The following is an 18,548-nucleotide window of genomic DNA, read 5'->3' on the forward strand; positions in this document are numbered from 1 at the left end:
GCCCCCAGCACCCGCGCCCGCGGCCGCGGCCGGGACTGAGCGTCACCGCGGGCCGGTGGGGGCTGGTCGCGCCCACGCGGCGGAGCCGCAGATCGACACCGCCCCGCGCTCCCCGTATGACTACTCGTCGTCCTCGTCGTCCAGGCGGGCCAGCCACGTCGCCAGCCGCTCCACCGGTACCTCGAAGTCCGGGTTCAGGTCGACGAAGGTGCGCAGCTGCTCGGCCACCCAGCCGAGCGTGACCTCCTCCTCGCCCCGCCGGTTCTCCAGCTCCTCGATGCCGCGGTCGGTGAAGTACAACGTTCGCTCCGTCAGTCTCTTGTTCGTGGTCAGGCCAAGGATAGGCGGGCGGGCCCGGCCCTTCACAGAAGGCGACGTCAGGCGTCGAACACCTCGTTGATCAGCGTCTGCTGCTCGACCTGGTGACGCTTGGCCGAGCCGACCGCCGGCGACGAGGAATGCGGGCGGGAGATCCGCCGCAGCCGCTCGCGGGCCGGGATGTCGGCGCCGACCGCCAGGTCCAGGTGGTCGATCAGGTTCAGCGCGATGAACGGCCACGCACCCTGGTTCGCCGGCTCCTCCTGCGCCCAGATGTACTTCTCGGCGTTCGGGAACTTGGCGATCTCGGCCTGGAGCTCCTCGCCCGGCAGCGGGTAGAGGCGCTCGATGCGGACGAGGGCCGTGTCGTTCGCGCCGCGCTTGGCCCGCTCGGCGGCCAGGTCGTAGTAGACCTTGCCGGAGCAGAAGACGACCTTGCGGACGTCCGCCGCGGCGACGGTGTCGTCGCCGATGACCGGACGGAACCGGCCGCTGGTGAACTCCTCCGCCTTCGACGCCGCGGCCTTCAGACGCAGCATCGACTTCGGGGTGAAGACGATCAGCGGCTTGTGGTGCGGGTTGTGGACCTGCCAGCGCAGCAGGTGGAAGTAGTTCGACGGCAGCGTCGGCATGGCGACCGTCATGTTGTCCTGCGCGCAGAGCTGCAGGAACCGCTCGATGCGGGCCGAGGAGTGGTCCGGGCCCTGGCCCTCGTAGCCGTGCGGCAGCAGCAGCGTGACGCCGGAGGTCTGGCCCCACTTCTGCTCGGAGGAGGAGATGAACTCGTCGATGACGGACTGGGCGCCGTTGACGAAGTCACCGAACTGGGCCTCCCACAGCACCAGCGCGTCCGGGCGGGCCAGCGAGTAGCCGTACTCGAAGCCCATCGCCGCGTACTCGCTGAGCAGCGAGTCGTAGACGTTGAAGCGGGCCTGGTCCTCGGACAGGTAGAGCAGCGGGGTGTAGTCCTCGCCGGTCTCGCGGTCGACGAGCACCGCGTGGCGCTGGCCGAAGGTGCCGCGGCGGGAGTCCTGGCCCGCGAGGCGGACGGGGGTGCCCTCCATCAGCAGCGAGCCGAAGGCGAGGGTCTCGCCCATGCCCCAGTCGATCGTGCCGTCCTCGATGCTGGCGGCGCGGCGCTGCAGCTGCGGCACCAGGCGCGGGTGCACCGTGACGTTGTCCGGCGTGGTGACCTGGGACTCGGCGATCCGCTTGAGGACCTCCTGGGAGATGCCCGTGTCGACGGCCACCGGGAAGCCGCTCTGCGGCGGGGCCGGGACCTCGGCGGGGGCCGCGGCCGCGTCGGCGTCGCGGACCTCGACGAAGACCTTCTCCAGCTGGCCCTGGTAGTCCTGCAGGGCCTGCTCGGCCTCTTCCAGGGTGATGTCGCCGCGGCCGATGAGGGACTCGGTGTAGAGCTTGCGCACCGAGCGCTTCTTGTCGATCAGGTCGTACATCAGCGGCTGGGTGAACGAGGGGTTGTCCGACTCGTTGTGGCCCCGGCGGCGGTAGCAGATCAGGTCGATGACGACGTCCTTGTTGAACGCCTGGCGGAACTCGAAGGCCAGACGGGCAACGCGGACGACCGCCTCCGGGTCGTCGCCGTTCACGTGGAAGATCGGCGCTTCGATCATCCGGGCGACGTCGGTGCAGTACATCGACGAGCGCGAGGACTCCGGCGGCGCGGTGAAGCCGACCTGGTTGTTGATGACGACGTGCACGGTGCCGCCGGTGCGGTAGCCGCGCAGCTGCGACATGTTCAGCGTCTCCGCGACGACGCCCTGGCCGGCGAAGGCCGCGTCGCCGTGCAGCTGGACCGGCAGGACGGTGAAGTCCGTGCCCGCCTTGCCGATGATGTCCTGCTTGGCGCGGGCGATGCCCTCGACGACCGGGTCGACGGTCTCCAGGTGGGACGGGTTGGCGGCCAGCGAGACCTTGATCTGCTCGCCGTCCAGGCCGGTGAAGACGCCCTCGGCACCGAGGTGGTACTTCACGTCGCCGGAGCCGTGCATCGACTTCGGGTCGAGGTTGCCCTCGAACTCGCGGAAGATCTGGGCGTACGACTTGCCGACGATGTTGGCGAGGACGTTGAGGCGGCCGCGGTGGGCCATGCCGATGACGACCTCGTCCAGGCGCGCCTCGGCGGCGGCGTCCAGCACCGAGTCCAGCAGCGGGATGACGGACTCGCCGCCCTCCAGGGAGAAGCGCTTCTGGCCGACGTACTTCGTCTGCAGGAAGGTCTCGAAGGCCTCGGCGGCGTTCAGGCGGCGCAGGATGCGCAGCTGCTCCTCGCGCTCGGGCTTGGAGTGGCCGCGCTCGACGCGGTCCTGGATCCACTTGCGCTGCTTGGGGTCCTGGATGTGCATGAACTCGATGCCGGTGGTGCGGCAGTACGAGTCGCGCAGCACGCCGAGGATGTCGCGCAGCTTCATCATCGACTTGCCGGCGAAGCCGCCGACCGCGAACTCCCGCTCCAGGTCCCACAGGGTGAGGCCGTGCTCGGTGATGTCGAGGTCGGGGTGCTTGCGCTGGCGGTACTCCAGCGGGTCGGTGTCGGCCATGACGTGGCCGCGGACCCGGTAGGAGTGGATCAGCTCGAAGACGCGGGCGGCCTTGGTGACGTCGTCGTCGTGCGAGGCGTCGATGTCCTTGAGCCAGCGGACCGGCTCGTAGGGGATGCGCAGCGCCTCGAAGATCTCGTCGTAGAAGTCGTTCTCGCCGAGCAGCAGCTGGTGCATGATCCGCAGGAACTCGCCGGAGGCGGCGCCCTGGATCACCCGGTGGTCGTACGTCGAGGTGAGGGTCATCACCTTGGAGATGCCCATCTTGTTCAGGGTGTCCTGAGACGTGCCCTGGAACTCGGCGGGGTAGTCCATGGCGCCGACGCCGATGATCAGACCCTGGCCGGGCATCAGGCGCGGCACGGAGTGGACCGTGCCGATGCCGCCGGGGTTGGTCAGCGACGCGGTGACGCCGGTGAAGTCCTCCATCGTCAGCTTGCCGACGCGGGCGCGGCGGACGATGTCCTCGTAGGCCTGCCAGAACTCGAAGAAGTTCAGCGTCTCGGCCTTCTTGATGGCCGCGACCACGAGCTGGCGGTCGCCGTTCGGCTTGACCAGGTCGATCGCCAGGCCGAGGTTGACGTGCTCGGGCTTGACGAGGGTCGGCTTGCCGTCCTTCTCCGTGAAGGAGTAGTTCATCGACGGCATCAGCTTCAGCGCCTGCACCATGGCGTAGCCGATGAGGTGCGTGAAGGAGACCTTGCCGCCGCGGGCGCGCTTGAGGTGATTGTTGATCACGATGCGCTGGTCGAACAGCAGCTTCACCGGGACGGCGCGGACGGACGTGGCCGTCGGCAGCTCCAGGGAGGCGTTCATGTTCTTCGCGACGGCCGCGGAGGGACCACGGAGCGTGACGAACTCGGGGCCGGCGGGGGCCTCGGTCGCCGGGGCCGCCTTGGCTGCGGGCTTGGCTGCGGGCTTGGCCGCGGCCGGCTTCGCGGCGGCGGGAGCCGGAGCGGCGGCCGCGGGCTTCGCCGCGGGGGCCGCCGGCGCCTGCGGCGCGGCAGCGGGGGCCTGGGCCGGCGCGGCGGCAGCCGGAGCGGCCTGCGCCGGGGCCGCCGGAGCGGCCTGCGGCGCGGCGGCCGGGGCCTGCGCGGTGTCCGCGGTCACAGCCTGCCCCGGCGGAGCCGCAGCCGTACCCGGCTTGTAGTCGGCGAAGAAGTCCCACCAGGCTCGGTCGACCGAGTTCGGGTCCTGGAGGTACTGCTGGTAGATCTCGTCGACGAGCCACTCATTGGGACCGAATACGTCGGCAGGGCTCTTGCCCTGCCCGTCTTGGTCAGTCGAGACGCTCGAGGTGTTGGGGGACTGTGGCGACACGGCGGTAACCGCCCTCTTCCGCTTCACAAGGTGATGGACAGCGGGAATAAAGGCTACGCCTGTCTGCACGGTTGATGCAGGCCACCCGGGCAAGCAGTCGCGCAAGTCACATTTGCTCGGGGGTTTCGGGGCAGGACTTGGCGGGAAACACACGGGGTTCTGCTGGTCCCGGGCGCATCAGGGTTCGCGCAAGCGCGCCCCACACTCCCTCGAATGTGTGCCTCCGCCACCGACCATACGTCAACATTGATCTCTCGGGACGCCCGGAAGAGTGACCTGAATGCGGCACCCCTGGGGGGATTCGGCCACCCCGATGGACCCGCCGTGCAGATCCACCGCCCAGCGCGCGATCGCAAGGCCCAGCCCCGTGCCGCCGTCGGTGCCCGGCCCCTGCTGGCCCGAGCCGCCCCGGTTGAACCGCTCGAAGACCCGGTGCCGCTCCGCCTCGGGGATGCCCGGGCCCTCGTCCAGCACCTCCAGCGCCAGCGACTGCGGCCCCTCGCCCCGCCGCGCCCGCACCGTGACCCGCCCGTGCGGCGGGCTGTGCTTGACGGCGTTGTCCACGAGGTTCGCCACGACCTGGTGCAGCCGCTCGGCGTCCGCGTGGGCCGTCAGCTCCGGCGGGGACACGTCCAGGTGCAGATGGACGTCCTTGCGCGCGTGCGGGGACGAGCTGGAACCGTTGGCCATGCTCGCCTCCTTCAGGATGCCCGCCAGATACGGCCACACCTCGAAGCGGCGCGCATGCAGCGGCACGACCCCGTTGTCCAGCCGGGACAGGTCCAGCAGCTGCTCCACCAGCCGGCCGAGCCGCTCCGTCTGGCGCAGCGCCGTGCGCATCGTCTCCGGATCCGCGGCCGAGACGCCGTCCACCACGTTCTCCAGCACCGCCCGCAGGCCCGCTATCGGGGTCCGCAGCTCGTGCGAGACGTTGGCGACGAGCTCCTTGCGGTGGGTGTCCACGGCCTCCAGATCGGCCGCCATGCGGTTGAAGGCGTTCGCCAGATGGCCGAATTCGTCCCGCCGCCCGGCGCCCACCCGGCGCGTGTAGTCGCCCTGCGCCATGGCGCGGGTGACCTCGGTCATCTCGTCCAGCGGCGCCGTCAGGCCGTGCGCGACGAACTGCGTTATCAGCAGCGAGGCGATGATCGAGAAAACGGTGATCACCCGGAGCTCGGTCGCGGACCGTATCGCGACGAACACCAGGAAGGTCGTTATCACCACCGAGCCGATGACCAGCGCGCCCAGCGCCGCCTTCACCGACCGGTAGGGGTCCAGCGGCCGCAGCGCCTCCCAGACCCGCCCGCCGAGGCCCGCCGGCGCAACGCCCCTGTGGCGCTCGGCGCCGCCCCTGGGGCCGGCCGTGCCGCCGGTCATGCCGTGCCGCCGGTCATGCCGCGGGGGTCTCCAGTGCGTACCCCACGCCGTGCACCGTGCGGATCCGCTCCGCGCCGATCTTCCGGCGGAGCGCCTTGATGTGGGAGTCGACCGTGCGGGTGCCCGAGGCGTCGGCCCAGTCCCACACCTCCGCGAGCAGCTGCTCGCGGGAGAGGACGGCGCGCGGCGTGTTCGCCAGGCAGACCAGCAGGTCGAACTCGGTCGGCGTCAGGTGCACGTCCGCGCCTCTGACCCGGACCCGCCGCTGCGCGTGATCGATCTCCAGCTCGCCCAGGCGCAGGATGCCGCTGCGCGGGGTGTGCGCGGCCAGCGCCGCCCGCTCCACGCGCCGCAGCAGCACGTGCACCCGCGCCGCCAGCTCGCGCATCGAGAACGGCTTGGTCATGTAGTCGTCCGCGCCGACGCCCAGGCCCACCAGCATGTCCGTCTCGTCGTCACGCGCGGTGAGCATCAGGACGGGCACCGGCCGCTGCGCCTGCACCCGCCGGCACACCTCCAGGCCGTCGAAGCCCGGCAGCATCACATCCAGGACCAGCAGGTCGGGCTGCCACGCCTCGGCGGTGTCGACCGCCGCCGGACCGTCGCCCGCGGTGCGGACCTGGAAGCCCTCGGCCCGCAGCCGGGCCGCGATGGCGTCCACGATGGTCCGGTCGTCCTCGACCACCAGCACCCGGCGCTGCGCCCCGGCGGACGCGGCGGCACCGTTCGGGCCGATGTGTGTCTGCTCCATGCGCGCCCCGCCCCTAGCGTTCTTCCGTCGCGTCGTTCCTTGCCGGCTTCGGCACTGTGGCAAGCAGGGTACGGGCAGGTGGCGGGCGACGGCTACGCGGCACGTAGCGCGAGGTGCACTACGTCCGGTACGCCCCGGGCAACGGCGATCTCTTCGGTCCGTACCGCTTCGAAACCGGCATTCCGGAGGGCTTGCTCGAACCGGGCGGACGGCCGGGCCGACCATACGGCGAGCACACCGCCGGGCGTCAGGCGCTCCCGGCAGGCGGCGAGACCCGCGGGGGAGTAGAGGCCGTCATTGCTCTCCGTGACCGTCCAGTCGGGGCCGTTGTCGATGTCCAGGCACAGCGCGTCGTAGCGGAGCCGGGCCGTGCGCAGCACGTGGAGGAGGTCCTCCTCCACCACCTCCGTGCGGGGGTCGGCCAGCGCCCGGGCCGAGATCGCGCCGAGCGGCCCGGACCGGTGCCACTCCACGACCGCCCGCTCCCGCTCCACCACCGTGATCCGGCCCCACCGGGGCTCCTCCGCGGCCCGGGCGAGCGAGAAGCCGACGCCCAGCCCGCCGATGAGCACGGCGGGCTCCGCGCGGTCCGCGGGGAGGGCCGCCAGCGCCGCGTCCACGAGCAGCCGCTCCGAGCGCCCGTCGGAGGTGTCCATCAGGAAGCAGCCGTTCGCGATGATCTCGTGGACGGCGCCGCTCCCCGTGCCCCGGCGGCGCAGGACGGCCTCGCCGTACGGGCCGTCGCGGCGGTCCAGGATGACGGGCTCGCCGGGGGAGGTGCGGGCGGCGTGCGGGTCGTACGGGTCGCGCGGGAGGGTGGTCACAAGTGGCCTCCGGGTCGGTCGGTACGCTGCGGACGCGGGAGGCGGGCCCGGGGTTGACGGGCGTGACCGGAGTCACGCGCTCCGCCGGATTCGCCTGCCCCCGACGGACCTTAATCTCGAAAGGCAGCGGGAGCGGGATCGTTTTCCGCTCCGCCGGGCGCCGGTACGGGCCCCGCGAGGAAGGGGCTTGGCCGAGTGAAGGTGACGGACCCCGGCGGCGTGCCCCGGCGGCGCGGTCTCACGGCGCTCCGGCCGGGCCGGCTGCTGCGGGCCCTGCCCACGCCCCTCGGCACGCCGTTCACGTTCTGCTACGCGCTGGTCCTGCTGGCCACCGCGCTCTACACCGAGCTCGGCGACGAGGCCACCGTCAATCAGCTCCTGCGCGAGTCCAGCACCGACGCCGCGCACCTGATCGAACAGCCCCTCGTCGTCCTGCTGGCCAGCGCCCTGTGGATAGCCGGCGGCCTGTACTCGCTCTACGGCGTCCTCTTCGTCCTCGTCGTCTCCGCCCTGGAGCGGCGGACCGGCGGGGCCCGCACCGCCGGCGTCTTCCTCCTCGGCCACGTCCTCGCCACCCTCGCCACCGAGCTGCCCGTCGCGGGCGCCGTGGCCGCCGGGCGGCTGCCCGAGGCCTCCCTGCACCGCCTGGACTACGGCATCAGCTTCGGCGTGATGGCCTGCATCGGCGCGCTCGCCGGGCTGCTCGGCCCGCGCGCGAAGCGGACCGTCCTGGGCCTCGCCTTCCTCATGTGCGCCCAGGACCTCGTCGAGTTCGCCGACCCCCTCGCCAGCTGGGGCCACCCCATAGCCCTGCTGACGGGCATGGCGTGCTGGGGGCTGCTGCGCGACAAGCCGCAGCGCGGCAACCCGCGGCGCGAGCAGGGGGCAGCGGCCCGGTCAGCCGCGGACGGTGCCGTCCCAGGCCCACTGCGTGCGCCGCGGAAGGCCGGGGAGGGCGGCCCGGCCGGTGCACCACAGCAGCGTCCCGGCGGGGTCGTGGCCGGCCGGGGCGTCCGGGAAGAGGCGTTCGACGGCGGGCGCGCAGAGCTCGCCGGGCAGCGCGGAGGCGAGCCCGAGGCCCCGCGCGATGTCGTCCGTGTGGAGCACGATCTCGGTCACGCCCATCGCGGCGAACCCGGGCGCGTCGGAGTGACCCCACGGATGCCAGGCGCGGTCCCCCTCCCGCGCGCCGCGGACGGTCGCGGCGAGCAGCGCCGCAGCGATGCGGATGCCCTCCAGGCGGGCCGGTAGCGGCGCCTCGGGGTCGAGCGAGGCGAACAGGGCGACGTACCGGTCGGCGGGGCGGGCCGTGAGCAGGCCCGCGTAGCCGACGAGGCCGAGCGCGAGGTGGTCGAGCGTGGCGGCCGCGGACCACTCCAGACCGGCCGCGGGCCGGGACCAGTCGCGGTCCGCGCCCGCTTCCAGGACCGCGGAGCAGTGGCCGGCCGCGTCGGTGACGAGGGCGGCCCAGGCGGCGAGCGTGCGGGGAGAGGCGGGGGCGCCGGGCCCGGCCGCCGCGTGGACGGACGCGGACGCGGTCACGCGCGGCCCCCCGCGCGGACGGTCTCGATCAGGCGGGCGTAGCTGTCGCCGCCGTGACCGGCCGCGACCGCCTGCCCGATCAAGGTCTTGAACAGCTCCGGCAGCCGCGGGTCGAGGCCGCGCGCCGCGCTCGCGTGGACGAGGTGCTCGACGGCGCCGAGGTGAACGCCGAGGGTGGCGTCGTCGCCCGGGTAGACGCCCGCGTCGACCTGGGGCGCGTACGTGTTCATGAAGCCGTTCACGGCGGTCATCCAGCGGATCGCGACGGGGGTGAACGTCGCCGCGTCCACCTTGTCCGCGCCCGTCAGCGCCACGCCCTGCAGCCAGCCGCCGAGCGTCGCCCACATCATGCCGAGCAGGGCGGTGTCGTAGAGGGAGGCGACGCCCGCGTCGTCCCCGAGGTCCACGGGGTCGCCCAGGCTCGCCAGGGTCTCCCGGTGCTCGGCGAAGGCCTCGGAGGAGCCGCTGTAGAGCAGCATGACCGCCGCGCTGCCGATGCCCGGGGGCGTCGACATGATCGCCCCGTCGAGGTAGCCGATGCCGTGCCCGGCGGCCCAGGAGGCGCTCGTGCGGGCCTGCTCCGGGCTGCCGGAGGTGAGGTTGACGAGCGTGCGGCCGCGCAGCTCGCCCGCCAGCGGGCCGAGGAGGCCGTGGACGGCGTCGTAGTCGGACAGGCACGCGACGACCAGCGGGCTCGCCCCGACGGCCTCCGCGGCCGTCGCGGCCCGGGCGGCGCCCCGTGCGACCAGGGCCTCGTCCTTGCCCGCCGAGCGGTTCCAGACGGTGGTCTCGTGGCCCGCGTCCAGGAACGCGCCGGCCAGGGCCGTACCCATCGAGCCGAGGCCGAGAACGGTCACCTTCATGGGTGGTTTCTCCCCGTGTGTCACAGAAGTTGATCAAGTGCGACCAGCCTCGCACCGGCGCCGGGGGCCCGACAGTGGCAGGAGTGACGACCTGCGAAAAATTCCTGCCAGCCTGCGTAGGCTGCTGATCATGAGCGCCGGAACCGTGGCCGTGGCCGTGATCGACGACGACGTCCCCATGTGGGACCTCTACGAGCTGGGGGTGGTCTGCACCGTCTTCGGCATCCCGCACCGCGACCTCGCCGACCCCTGGTACGACCTGCGCGTGTGCTCCGCCGGCGGGGCCGAGCCCCAGCCCGGCCCCTTCGGGATCGCGCTGCGCACCTCGTACGGCCTCGACGGGCTGCAGGGGGCGGACACCGTGATCGTGCCGTCGGTGCCCGAGGCGTGCATCGAGGGCGAGCGCGAACTGCCCGCCGGACTGCTGGAGGCGCTGCGCCGGGCCGCGGACTCCGGCGCCCGCATGGTCTCCCTGTGCGCCGGGGCCTTCGCCCTCGCCGCCGCCGGCATCCTCGACGGCCGCCGCGCCACCGCGCACTGGATGCACACCGCGGACCTCGCCCGGCGCTTTCCGCGCGTGCAGGTGGACGACTCGGTCCTGTACGTGGACGACGGCGACGTCCTCACCAGCGCCGGCGTCACCGCGGGCCTCGACCTCTGCCTCCACCTCGTCCGCCGCGACCTCGGCGCCCACGTCGCCAACCAGCTCGCGCGCCGCCTGGTGGTGCCCGCCCACCGGCCCGGCGGTCAGGCCCAGTACGTGGACCTCTCCGTGCCCGCGGCCGACGACGACAGCCTCGCCCCCGTCCTGCAGTGGGCCCGCGAGCGCCTCGACCGCCCGCTGTCCGTCGACGACCTCGCCGCCCGCGCCGGCATGAGCTCCCGCACCTTCTTCCGCCGCCTCCAGGCGGCCACCGGCACGACCCCGCTGCAGTGGCTTCTCGTCCAGCGCCTGGCCCGTGCGCAGTCGCTCCTGGAGTCGACGGCCCTGTCCGTCGAGCGCGTCGCCGACCTGAGCGGCCTGGGCACGGCCGCCAACCTCCGCCGCCACTTCACCCTCCACTTCGGGATCACGCCCACGGACTACCGGCGCTCGTTCCCGCCCGCGGTGCCTGCGGCCGCCGGCTGAGGCGCCGCGAGAGCGACGTGTTCCGCATCGGATCTCGCCGCGCCGTCGTCGCGCCCGCAACACCCCGCCGCAGCGGCGCGCAACCCCCACCGGCGCATCCGGCGGTGCCGCAACCACCGACCGGTGGTCAGGGCCGCCCCTCCTGATCGCTCAGAGCGAACACCGGAGGGGGAACATCCGCGAAGCGCTACGCATTGAGTCGGCATAGCTCAACTTGCCTGCCTAAGGGGAGATCATGGCTTCGCTGTCCACACCGCTCACCCTGCCCGTGCTGCCCCTCGACGACGAGGTCGTCCTGCCCGGCATGGTGGTGCCCCTCGACCTGTCCGACGCCGACGTGCGCGCCGCCGTCGAGGCCGCCCAGGCCGCCGCCCGGGGCGGCACCGGCAAGCCGCTGGTGCTGCTCGTGCCGCGCGTCGACGGCACGTACGCGGGCGCCGGCACCCTCGGCAGCGTCGAGCAGGTGGGACGGCTCTCCGGCAGCGGCGACCCCGGCGCGCTCGTCCGCGGCGTCCGCCGCGTGCGCATCGGCGCGGGCACGACCGGCCCCGGGGCCGCCCTGTGGGTCGAGGGCACCCCCATGGAGGAGACCGTCCCCGACCCCCTCCCCGGCGCCGTCGCCGAGCTCGTCAAGGAGTACAAGGCGCTCGCCACCAGCTGGCTCCGCAAGCGCGGCGCCTGGCAGGTCGTCGACCGCGTCCAGCAGATCGACGACCCCGGCCAGCTCGCCGACAACTCGGGCTACTCGCCGTTCCTGACCGTGGCCCAGCGCGTGGAGCTGCTGGAGACCGCCGACCCCGTCGCCCGCCTGAAGCTGGCCGTCAAGTGGCTGGGCGAGCACCTCGCCGAGCAGGACGTCGCCGAGTCCATCGCCAAGGACGTCCAGGAGGGCGTCGACAAGCAGCAGCGCGAGTTCCTGCTCCGCCGCCAGCTGGAGGCCGTCCGCAAGGAGCTCGCCGAGCTCAACGGCGACCCCGAGGACGAGTCCGGCGACTACCGCGCCCGCGTCGAGGCAGCCGACCTCCCCGAGAAGGTCCGCGAGGCGGCCCTCAAGGAGGTCGGAAAGCTGGAGCGGGCCTCCGACCAGAGCCCCGAGAGCGGCTGGATCCGCACCTGGCTGGACACCGTCCTGGAAATGCCCTGGACCGAGCGCACGGAGGACGCGTACGACATCCCCGGCGCCAAGTCGGTCCTCGACGCGGACCACGCGGGCCTGGAGGACGTCAAGGAACGGATCACCGAGTACCTGGCGGTGCGCAAGCGGCGCACCGACCGGGGGCTGGGCGTGGTCGGCGGGCGGCGCGGGGGCGCGGTGCTCGCGCTCGTCGGCCCGCCCGGCGTGGGCAAGACCAGCCTCGGCGAGAGCGTCGCGCGCGCCATGGGCCGCAAGTTCGTCCGCGTCGCCCTCGGCGGCGTCCGCGACGAGGCCGAGATCCGCGGCCACCGCCGCACGTACGTCGGCGCGCTGCCGGGCCGCATCGTGCGGGCGGTCAAGGAAGCCGGGTCGATGAACCCGGTCGTCCTCCTCGACGAGATCGACAAGGTGGGCTCCGACTTCCGGGGCGACCCCGCGGCCGCTCTGCTCGAAGTCCTGGACCCGGCCCAGAACCACACCTTCCGGGACCATTACCTGGAGGTCGAACTCGACCTGTCCGACGTCGTCTTCCTGGCGACGGCCAACGTCCTGGAAGCCATCCCCGAAGCGCTCCTGGACCGTATGGAGCTCGTCCGCCTCGACGGCTACACCGAGGACGAGAAGGTCGTCATCGCCCGCGAGCACCTGCTGCCCCGGCAGCTGGACCGGGCCGGCCTCGCGCCCGGCGAGGTCGTCATCGACGACGAGGCGCTGCGCCGCCTCGCCGGCGAGTACACGCGCGAGGCGGGCGTGCGCAACCTGGAGCGCTCGGTGGCCCGGCTGCTCCGCAAGGTCGCGGCCAAGCACGAACTGGGCGAGCAGGAGCTGCCGTTCACCATCGGCGCGGAGCAGCTGCGGCCGCTGATCGGGCGGCCCCACCACACCCCGGAGTCCGCGCAGGACCCGGCCGAGCGGCGCACGGCCGTGCCGGGTGTCGCGACCGGGCTGGCGGTCACGGGCGCGGGCGGCGACGTCCTCTTCGTCGAGGCGTCGCTGGCCGACCCGGAGACGGGCGGCGCGGGCCTGACGCTGACGGGCCAGCTGGGCGACGTGATGAAGGAGTCGGCACAGATCGCCCTGTCCTTCCTCCGCTCGCACGGCGCGGAACTGGAGCTGCCGGTGGGCGACTTCAAGGACCGGGGCGTCCACCTGCACGTCCCGGCGGGTGCCGTACCGAAGGACGGCCCGAGCGCGGGCATCACGATGACGACGGCGCTCGCCTCGCTGCTGTCGGGCCGCGCGGTGCGGCCGGACGTCGCGATGACGGGCGAGGTGTCCCTGACGGGGCGCGTCCTGCCCATCGGCGGCGTCAAGCAGAAGCTGCTGGCGGCGCACCGCGCGGGCGTGACCACGGTGATCATCCCGAAGCGCAACGAGCCGGACCTGGACGACGTGCCGGCCGAGGTGCTGGAGAAGCTCGACGTGCACCCCGTCTCGGACGTCCGCCAGGTGCTGTCCCTGGCGCTGCAGCCGGCCGAGGCGGAGGTCGTGGTGGCTGCCTGATGGCTGCCTGATGACGACGCGGTGGCCGTAGCGGCCGCAACGGCGCGGGGCCCGTACCTCTTGGGAAGAGGTGCGGGCCCCGCGCCGTTCGTGCGGGTCAGCCGTGGCTGACGGCCTTGTCCAGCAGGCCGTGCAGGGCGTCCTGCTCCTCCTGGGACAGCCCGGCCAGCGGCGACTCCCGGGCGAGGAGCTCCATGAGCCGCTCGCGCAGGGCCGTGCCCTCGCCGGTGAGGACGAGCTGCTTGGCGCGGCGGTCGGTGGGGTGCGGGTGGCGCTCCAGGAGCCCGCGGCCCTCCAGTTTGTCGATGACGAAGGTGGCGTTGGAGGGCTCGCAGGCCATGCGGTCGGCGAGCTCGCGCATCGTCATGGGGCCGGTCAGCTCCCGCAGGGCGGTCGCCTGGGGCGCGGTGAGGTCCAGCAGGGCCGCGCGGTCGCGCACGTGGTCCGCGATCCGGCGGGCGAGGCCGTTCACCAGGCCGCAGAGCCGCCGCTCGGCGATGACGTGCGCTTCCGGGGTGCTCATGGACGCCATCGTAGCCAAGGGCATCTGCATCAAGCTTTTAAGTTTCGAGCTTGAATCATTCAAGCCATAAGCTTATGGTCCTGATCAAGAACTTCCCGCGCTCCCGCAGTCGAAGGACGGAAAACCACCCATGTACGACGACGCCCGCCTCCGCCGCCCCTCCGGCATCCGCTCCCTGCAGCTCGGCGACACCAAGGTCACCTACGTGCCGGACGGCGCCGGTCAGCTCGGGCGCGGCTGGCTGCCGGACGCCACCGACGAGGTCTGGGCGAAGCACCCCGAGTACCTGGACGCGAGCGGCAACCTCGTGGCGAGCATGGGCGGCCTCCTCGTCGAGCACGGCGACCGGGCCCTGCTCATCGACGCCGGCTTCGGCCCCGGCCACCACCCGGCCGAACCCGGCTCCCCCGTGGGCGAGATCAACGGCGGCGCCCTCCTCGACAACCTGGCCCGCCTCGGCCGCACCCCCGCCGGCATCGAGGCCGTGGCCATCACCCACCTGCACGGCGACCACGTCGGCTGGTCCGCACAGCTCGCCGACGCCGGCGCCCTCCACCTCATCAGCGCGCCCGAGTGGGAGCACCGGCACCACGCCGAGCAGCACGGCGTGCCCGCGGAGCTCCTCACCTCCCTGGAGCCCCGCCTGCGCACGGTCACCGACGGCGAGGAGATCTTCCCCGGCGTCCGCGTCATGCTCACGCCCGGCCACACCGCGGGCCACGCCGCCTACGTCATCACCGGCGGCGGCCGCCGCCTGATCGCCTTCGGCGACGCCCTGCACTCGCCGCTCCAGATCGCCCACCCCGAGTGGTCCGCCGTCGTCGACCACGACCCCCGGCAGTCCGCGGAGTTCCGCCGCCGCCTCGTCGCGGAGATGGCGGAGCCCGGCACGACCGGCTTCGGCATCCACTTCGCGGACGTGGTCTTCGGGCGCGTGGTGCGCGACGGCGCGGGCACCGCCTCGTGGGAGCCCGTCGACGCCTGACGCGCACGCCCAAGCTCCTGTCTCATTTGCCCCGTTGACGGTCGCGAACCCCACCGGTTGCATGTCCCTGACCACGCTCAGCTGACCGACCAGTCACCCGAGGGGGAACTGTGCGCATGACCGACGCACGTTCACGGAGACCGGAAAGAGCGAACAGCAAAAACGGAATATCCGGCGCGGCGGCACTCATCGGTGCCGCCGCGCTTCTCATCGCCGCGGCCCCGGCCCAGGCGGCCGGAGGCGGCGGCAACGACGGCCCGGCGGAGGTGATCCCGGGCAAGGGCACCTCCACCCCGGCCCTGGTCGCCGGCATCCGCGAGGCCGCCGCGTCCTCCGGCAGCGCCGCCGACGCCGCCCGCGGCCACCTCGCGGACAAGCGCGGCCGCTACCGCATCGCCGAGCCGGCCCGCGACCTGAAGCCCGTACAGACCCTGAGCGCAGGGGCGTCCGAGACCGTGAGGCTCCAGCAGAAGCACCGCGGCGTCGAGGTGCTGGGCGGCCAGTACGTCGTGCGCATGGAGCACAAGAACGGCAAGCGCGTCGTCACCGGCACCTCCGGCAAGTACTTCACCGGCCTGAAGACGGACACCGGCGCCGAGGTCGGCGAGAAGCTCGCCGTCGACCGTGCCGTCGCCGCGACCCTGCGCGACCTCACCGGCAACCGGCTCGCCAAGGGCGACGCCGCCCGCGCCAAGGGCGCAACGCGACCGGACCGCCCCCTGACGGGCACCGCGCGCGGCCTCGTCGTCATCCCCAAGGGCCCCGGCGTCCTCACCCACCACGTCACCGTCCGCGGCACCGACCCGGCCACCGGGCACCCCGTGCTGCGCGAGGTCTACATCGACGCCAAGGCCGGCTACCCGGTGCTGCAGTACAGCGGCATCAAGACGTTCGGCACGGAAGCGGGCACGGGCGCGGGCCCGGGCACGGCCGCGGCTCCCAGGAGCGCCGCCCGCGCCGACGCCGGCCCCGTCAGCCCCGGCGTCACCGGCTCCGGCGTCAGGTACGACGGGACGACCGTCGAGCTCGGCCTCGTCAAGGACACCGCCCGCAACGAGTACGTCATGACGGACTACGCGCGGATGTGGGACTCCAGCAAGAACCCGGTCACCACCTGGGACGCGCGCGGCAAGGACGTCAGCGAGACCGAGGGCCGCTGGCCCGAGGGCATCAAGGAGTTCGGCTCGCCCACGCCGGGCTTCGGCAAGGACGCCACGGAGGCCGGCGCGGTCGACGCCCACTGGGCCGCGGGCAAGGTGTACGACTACTACAAGAAGGTCCACGGCCGCGACAGCCTGGACGGCCGCGGCATGGCCATCAACTCCCTCGTCGGCGTCACCGAGTTCGGCGACTCGTACGTCAACGCCTTCTGGGACGGCACCAAGATGGTGTACGGCGGCGGCGACCAGGACTACAAGACGCTCTCCGCCGACCTCGACGTCGTCGGCCACGAGATGACCCACGGCGTCGTCGAGCACACCGCAAACCTGGTCTACGCGGGCCAGTCCGGCGCCCTCAACGAGGCCCTCGCCGACTACTTCGGCAACGCCATCGCCGTCGACGCCGCCGGCATGGCCATGGACGACCCGGACGCCGGCCTGCTCGGCGGGAACCTGTGCCGGACGAAGACCCCGCGGCAGTGCGCCTTCCGCGACCTCAACGACGGCCGCACCACGGCCAAGGGATTCCGCGGCGTCAGCTTCTCCACCGACAACGGCGGGGTGCACCTGAACTCCACGATCTTCTCGGGCGCCCTGTGGGACATCCGCGAGGACGTGGGCCGCACCCTCGCCGACAAGATCGTCTACAAGGCGCTGGCGGAGTACATGACGCCCCTCGACGGCTTCACCGAGGGCCGCGACGCCGTCATCGCCGCCGCCAAGGCGCTCGGCGTTTCCGCCAAGGAGCTGGGCGTCGTCCAGCGCTCCTTCAACGCCCACGGCATCGTCCCCAACTGGGAGCAGGCCCTCGGCGTCGACAGCGACGTGCTCTCGGCCAAGCTCAACACCGCCGGCACCGGCGCCGGCGCGGGCGGCGGCTGGTGGACGGCCTCCCGCTCGAACGACGACGGCACCGAGGCGTACTCCGTGTGGGCCGGCCGCGTGGACGGCAGCGGCGCCCCGAAGCTGATCAGCCCCAACGACGGCCGCTACCACGTCAGCCCGGCCACCGACGGCAAGACCGTCGCGTGGGCCGCCTACGGCCCCAAGGGCATGGAGGTCCTGTCCCGGCCGCTGGCGGGCGGACCGGTCAAGAAGCTGTACGCGACGGAGACGGGCACGGTCTACTACGTGCGCGTCGAGAACGGCACGGTCGTCTTCGACACCGCCGGCCTCCTCGGCGACCGCCACGTCGGCTACGTGCGCGCCGGCGACCGGCAGCCCACCTGGGTGGACGGCGCCCGCGCCGAGCAGGCGACGGCCCTCCCGTCCCTCAGCGGCGGCAGGATCGCGTACGCCACCCTCTACCCCGAGGGCGACGACTACCGCGTCGGCACCGAGGTGCTCGACCTCGCCACCGGCAAGAAGACCCCGATGGGGCAGCTCGGCAAGCCCGAGAACATCGGGCAGACCGGCATCAACGCGACCGGCGTCTTCTGGCTCGTGGACGAGACGGCGGGGGACAAGGGCCAGGTGGCCGTGCGCCGCGCCAAGCCCGACGGCACCGGCGTCACCGACCTCAGCCCGGAGAAGGGCGCGGGCGCCCTCCGCGCCACCGAGCTGACCGCCTCCGAGAGCGCGGTGACGGTCACCGACGCGCAGCCGGACGCGACCGGGTACAACGAGTCGCTGCCCAAGCTGTGGCAGTTCGCGGCCGACGGCTCCTCCAGGGCGCGCGTCTCGTGCAACCGCGGCGAGCAGTCCTCCCCGGCCGCGGCCGGCGGCAAGCAGGTGGTGTGGACCGACGGCACCACCGGCTCGACCGACCTGGTCACCCGCACCCGCCCGGCGGGCACCTGCGCCTGACGGCCGACGGCCGGTCGACGAAGGACGAACGATGACAGAACCGGGCCCCCGGCGCCGATGTGCCGGGGGCCCGGTGCTCTTCCTCCGGGGGCCGCTCACCCGTTGGCGAGGGCCTGGAGCCTGCTGTACGCGCCGTTGAAGCGGTTGTGGTCGCCGACCGTCGGGCCGGTGTCGGTGTACTGCCAGAAGGTGTAGTAGTCCCAGCCCGCCGGGAGTTCACCGGCGGAGGAGCCGTAGCGGGGCACCCACAGCGGGTTGGTGGAGCCGAAGCCGCCGTAGTTGCCGGTGCACTGCTTCCACCAGCTGGTCGACGTGTAGATCACGGCGTCCCGCCCCGTGCGGGCCTTGTACGTGGCGAAGAAGTCCGCGATCCAGCGGACGAGCGCGCTCGCGCCCATGCCGTAGCAGGTCGGGCCGTACGGGTTGTACTCCATGTCCAGCACGCCCGGCAGCGTCCTGCCGTCCCGGGACCAGCCGCCGCCGTGCGAGGCGAAGTACGTGGCCTGCGCGGCGCCGGACGAGTTGTCGGGGAGGGCGAAGTGGTACGCCCCGCGGATCATGCCCACGGCGTAGGAGCCGTTGTACTGCTGCGCGAAGGAGGGGTTGGTGTAGCTGGTGCCCTCGGTCGCCTTGACGTAGGCGAAGCGGTTGCCGCTGTTCCAGAGGGTCTGCCAGGGGACGTTCCCGTTGTGGCTGGAGACGTCGACGCCTTCGACGGAGGCGAGCTGCGGTGGGGGAGGGGTGCCGGGGC

Annotated in this window: 13 protein-coding genes; 5 read left to right on the forward strand and 8 right to left on the reverse strand. The window is 72.9% G+C overall.

Annotation, left to right across the window (positions count from 1 at the left end; all coding sequences use genetic code 11):
• Positions 1 to 120 precede the first annotated feature (120 nt).
• The 5 genes from ACSNOH_RS23150 to ACSNOH_RS23170 form a co-directional block, all read right to left on the reverse strand.
• On the reverse strand, positions 121 to 300 hold the full coding sequence (locus tag ACSNOH_RS23150) for a DUF6104 family protein (RefSeq protein ID WP_004937694.1): 180 nt from the start codon (positions 298 to 300) through the stop codon (positions 121 to 123).
• Positions 301 to 377: 77 nt separating this feature from the next.
• Entirely contained in the window at positions 378 to 4,199 is a 3,822-nt protein-coding gene (locus tag ACSNOH_RS23155; RefSeq protein ID WP_436723347.1) for a multifunctional oxoglutarate decarboxylase/oxoglutarate dehydrogenase thiamine pyrophosphate-binding subunit/dihydrolipoyllysine-residue succinyltransferase subunit, read from the reverse strand.
• 240 nt (positions 4,200 to 4,439) lie between these two features.
• Positions 4,440 to 5,576, reverse strand: a complete 1,137-nt coding sequence (locus ACSNOH_RS23160) for a HAMP domain-containing sensor histidine kinase (protein ID WP_436723348.1) — start codon at positions 5,574 to 5,576, stop codon at positions 4,440 to 4,442.
• 13 nt (positions 5,577 to 5,589) lie between these two features.
• Complete coding sequence (locus tag ACSNOH_RS23165) at positions 5,590 to 6,327, reverse strand: response regulator transcription factor (protein WP_030366311.1); 738 nt, start codon at positions 6,325 to 6,327, stop codon at positions 5,590 to 5,592.
• A gap of 92 nt (positions 6,328 to 6,419) precedes the next feature.
• The gene (locus ACSNOH_RS23170) at positions 6,420 to 7,151 is read right to left on the reverse strand and encodes a spermidine synthase (RefSeq protein WP_436723349.1); all 732 of its coding nucleotides are present in this window, start codon (positions 7,149 to 7,151) and stop codon (positions 6,420 to 6,422) included.
• A 195-nt stretch (positions 7,152 to 7,346) separates the two neighbouring features.
• On the opposite strand from ACSNOH_RS23170, the gene ACSNOH_RS23175 reads away from it, so the two are divergent.
• Entirely contained in the window at positions 7,347 to 8,402 is a 1,056-nt protein-coding gene (locus ACSNOH_RS23175) for a rhomboid-like protein (RefSeq protein WP_436723350.1), read from the forward strand.
• 287 nt (positions 8,403 to 8,689) lie between these two features.
• Here ACSNOH_RS23175 and ACSNOH_RS23180 read toward each other — a convergent pair whose 3' ends face one another.
• Positions 8,690 to 9,556 (reverse strand): NAD(P)-dependent oxidoreductase, encoded by an 867-nt coding sequence (locus ACSNOH_RS23180; protein WP_436723351.1) that lies wholly within the window; start codon positions 9,554 to 9,556, stop codon positions 8,690 to 8,692.
• 145 nt (positions 9,557 to 9,701) lie between these two features.
• Here ACSNOH_RS23180 and ACSNOH_RS23185 point away from each other — a divergent pair, with 145 nt between their 5' ends.
• Together ACSNOH_RS23185 and lon are read left to right on the forward strand one after the other, a co-directional pair.
• A complete protein-coding gene (locus ACSNOH_RS23185) occupies positions 9,702 to 10,685 on the forward strand; it encodes a helix-turn-helix domain-containing protein (RefSeq protein ID WP_436723357.1) in 984 nt (327 codons plus the stop codon).
• A 235-nt stretch (positions 10,686 to 10,920) separates the two neighbouring features.
• A complete protein-coding gene (lon, locus tag ACSNOH_RS23190) occupies positions 10,921 to 13,323 on the forward strand; it encodes an endopeptidase La (RefSeq protein ID WP_436723352.1) in 2,403 nt (800 codons plus the stop codon).
• A gap of 97 nt (positions 13,324 to 13,420) precedes the next feature.
• Here lon and ACSNOH_RS23195 read toward each other — a convergent pair whose 3' ends face one another.
• Entirely contained in the window at positions 13,421 to 13,846 is a 426-nt protein-coding gene (locus tag ACSNOH_RS23195; protein WP_436723353.1) for a MarR family winged helix-turn-helix transcriptional regulator, read from the reverse strand.
• A 130-nt stretch (positions 13,847 to 13,976) separates the two neighbouring features.
• On the opposite strand from ACSNOH_RS23195, the gene ACSNOH_RS23200 reads away from it, so the two are divergent.
• Positions 13,977 to 14,831: an MBL fold metallo-hydrolase gene (locus tag ACSNOH_RS23200; RefSeq protein WP_436723354.1), complete on the forward strand. Its 855-nt coding sequence runs from the start codon at positions 13,977 to 13,979 to the stop codon at positions 14,829 to 14,831.
• A gap of 116 nt (positions 14,832 to 14,947) precedes the next feature.
• On the forward strand, positions 14,948 to 17,797 hold the full coding sequence (locus ACSNOH_RS23205; RefSeq protein ID WP_436723355.1) for a M4 family metallopeptidase: 2,850 nt from the start codon (positions 14,948 to 14,950) through the stop codon (positions 17,795 to 17,797).
• Between the two features lie 95 nt (positions 17,798 to 17,892).
• Here the strand turns inward: ACSNOH_RS23205 and ACSNOH_RS23210 are convergent.
• A partial coding sequence (locus ACSNOH_RS23210) for a lysozyme (RefSeq protein WP_436723356.1) occupies positions 17,893 to 18,548 on the reverse strand: 656 nt, incomplete at its 5' end.

The sequence above is a fragment of the Streptomyces sp. URMC 127 genome (genome assembly GCF_051386535.1).
Classification (GTDB): Bacteria; Actinomycetota; Actinomycetes; order Streptomycetales; family Streptomycetaceae; genus Streptomyces.

What these genes read in the sequence shown, in the direction of transcription:
- ACSNOH_RS23160 (WP_436723348.1), bottom strand. Translation starts at nt 5,576, where the DNA reads ATGACCGGCGGCACGGCCGGCCCCAGGGGCGGCGCCGAGCGCCACAGG.
- ACSNOH_RS23165 (WP_030366311.1), bottom strand. Translation starts at nt 6,327, where the DNA reads ATGGAGCAGACACACATCGGCCCGAACGGTGCCGCCGCGTCCGCCGGG.
- ACSNOH_RS23180 (WP_436723351.1), bottom strand. Translation starts at nt 9,556, where the DNA reads ATGAAGGTGACCGTTCTCGGCCTCGGCTCGATGGGTACGGCCCTGGCC.
- lon (WP_436723352.1), top strand. Translation starts at nt 10,921, where the DNA reads ATGGCTTCGCTGTCCACACCGCTCACCCTGCCCGTGCTGCCCCTCGAC.
- ACSNOH_RS23195 (WP_436723353.1), bottom strand. Translation starts at nt 13,846, where the DNA reads ATGAGCACCCCGGAAGCGCACGTCATCGCCGAGCGGCGGCTCTGCGGC.
- ACSNOH_RS23200 (WP_436723354.1), top strand. Translation starts at nt 13,977, where the DNA reads ATGTACGACGACGCCCGCCTCCGCCGCCCCTCCGGCATCCGCTCCCTG.
- ACSNOH_RS23205 (WP_436723355.1), top strand. Translation starts at nt 14,948, where the DNA reads ATGACCGACGCACGTTCACGGAGACCGGAAAGAGCGAACAGCAAAAAC.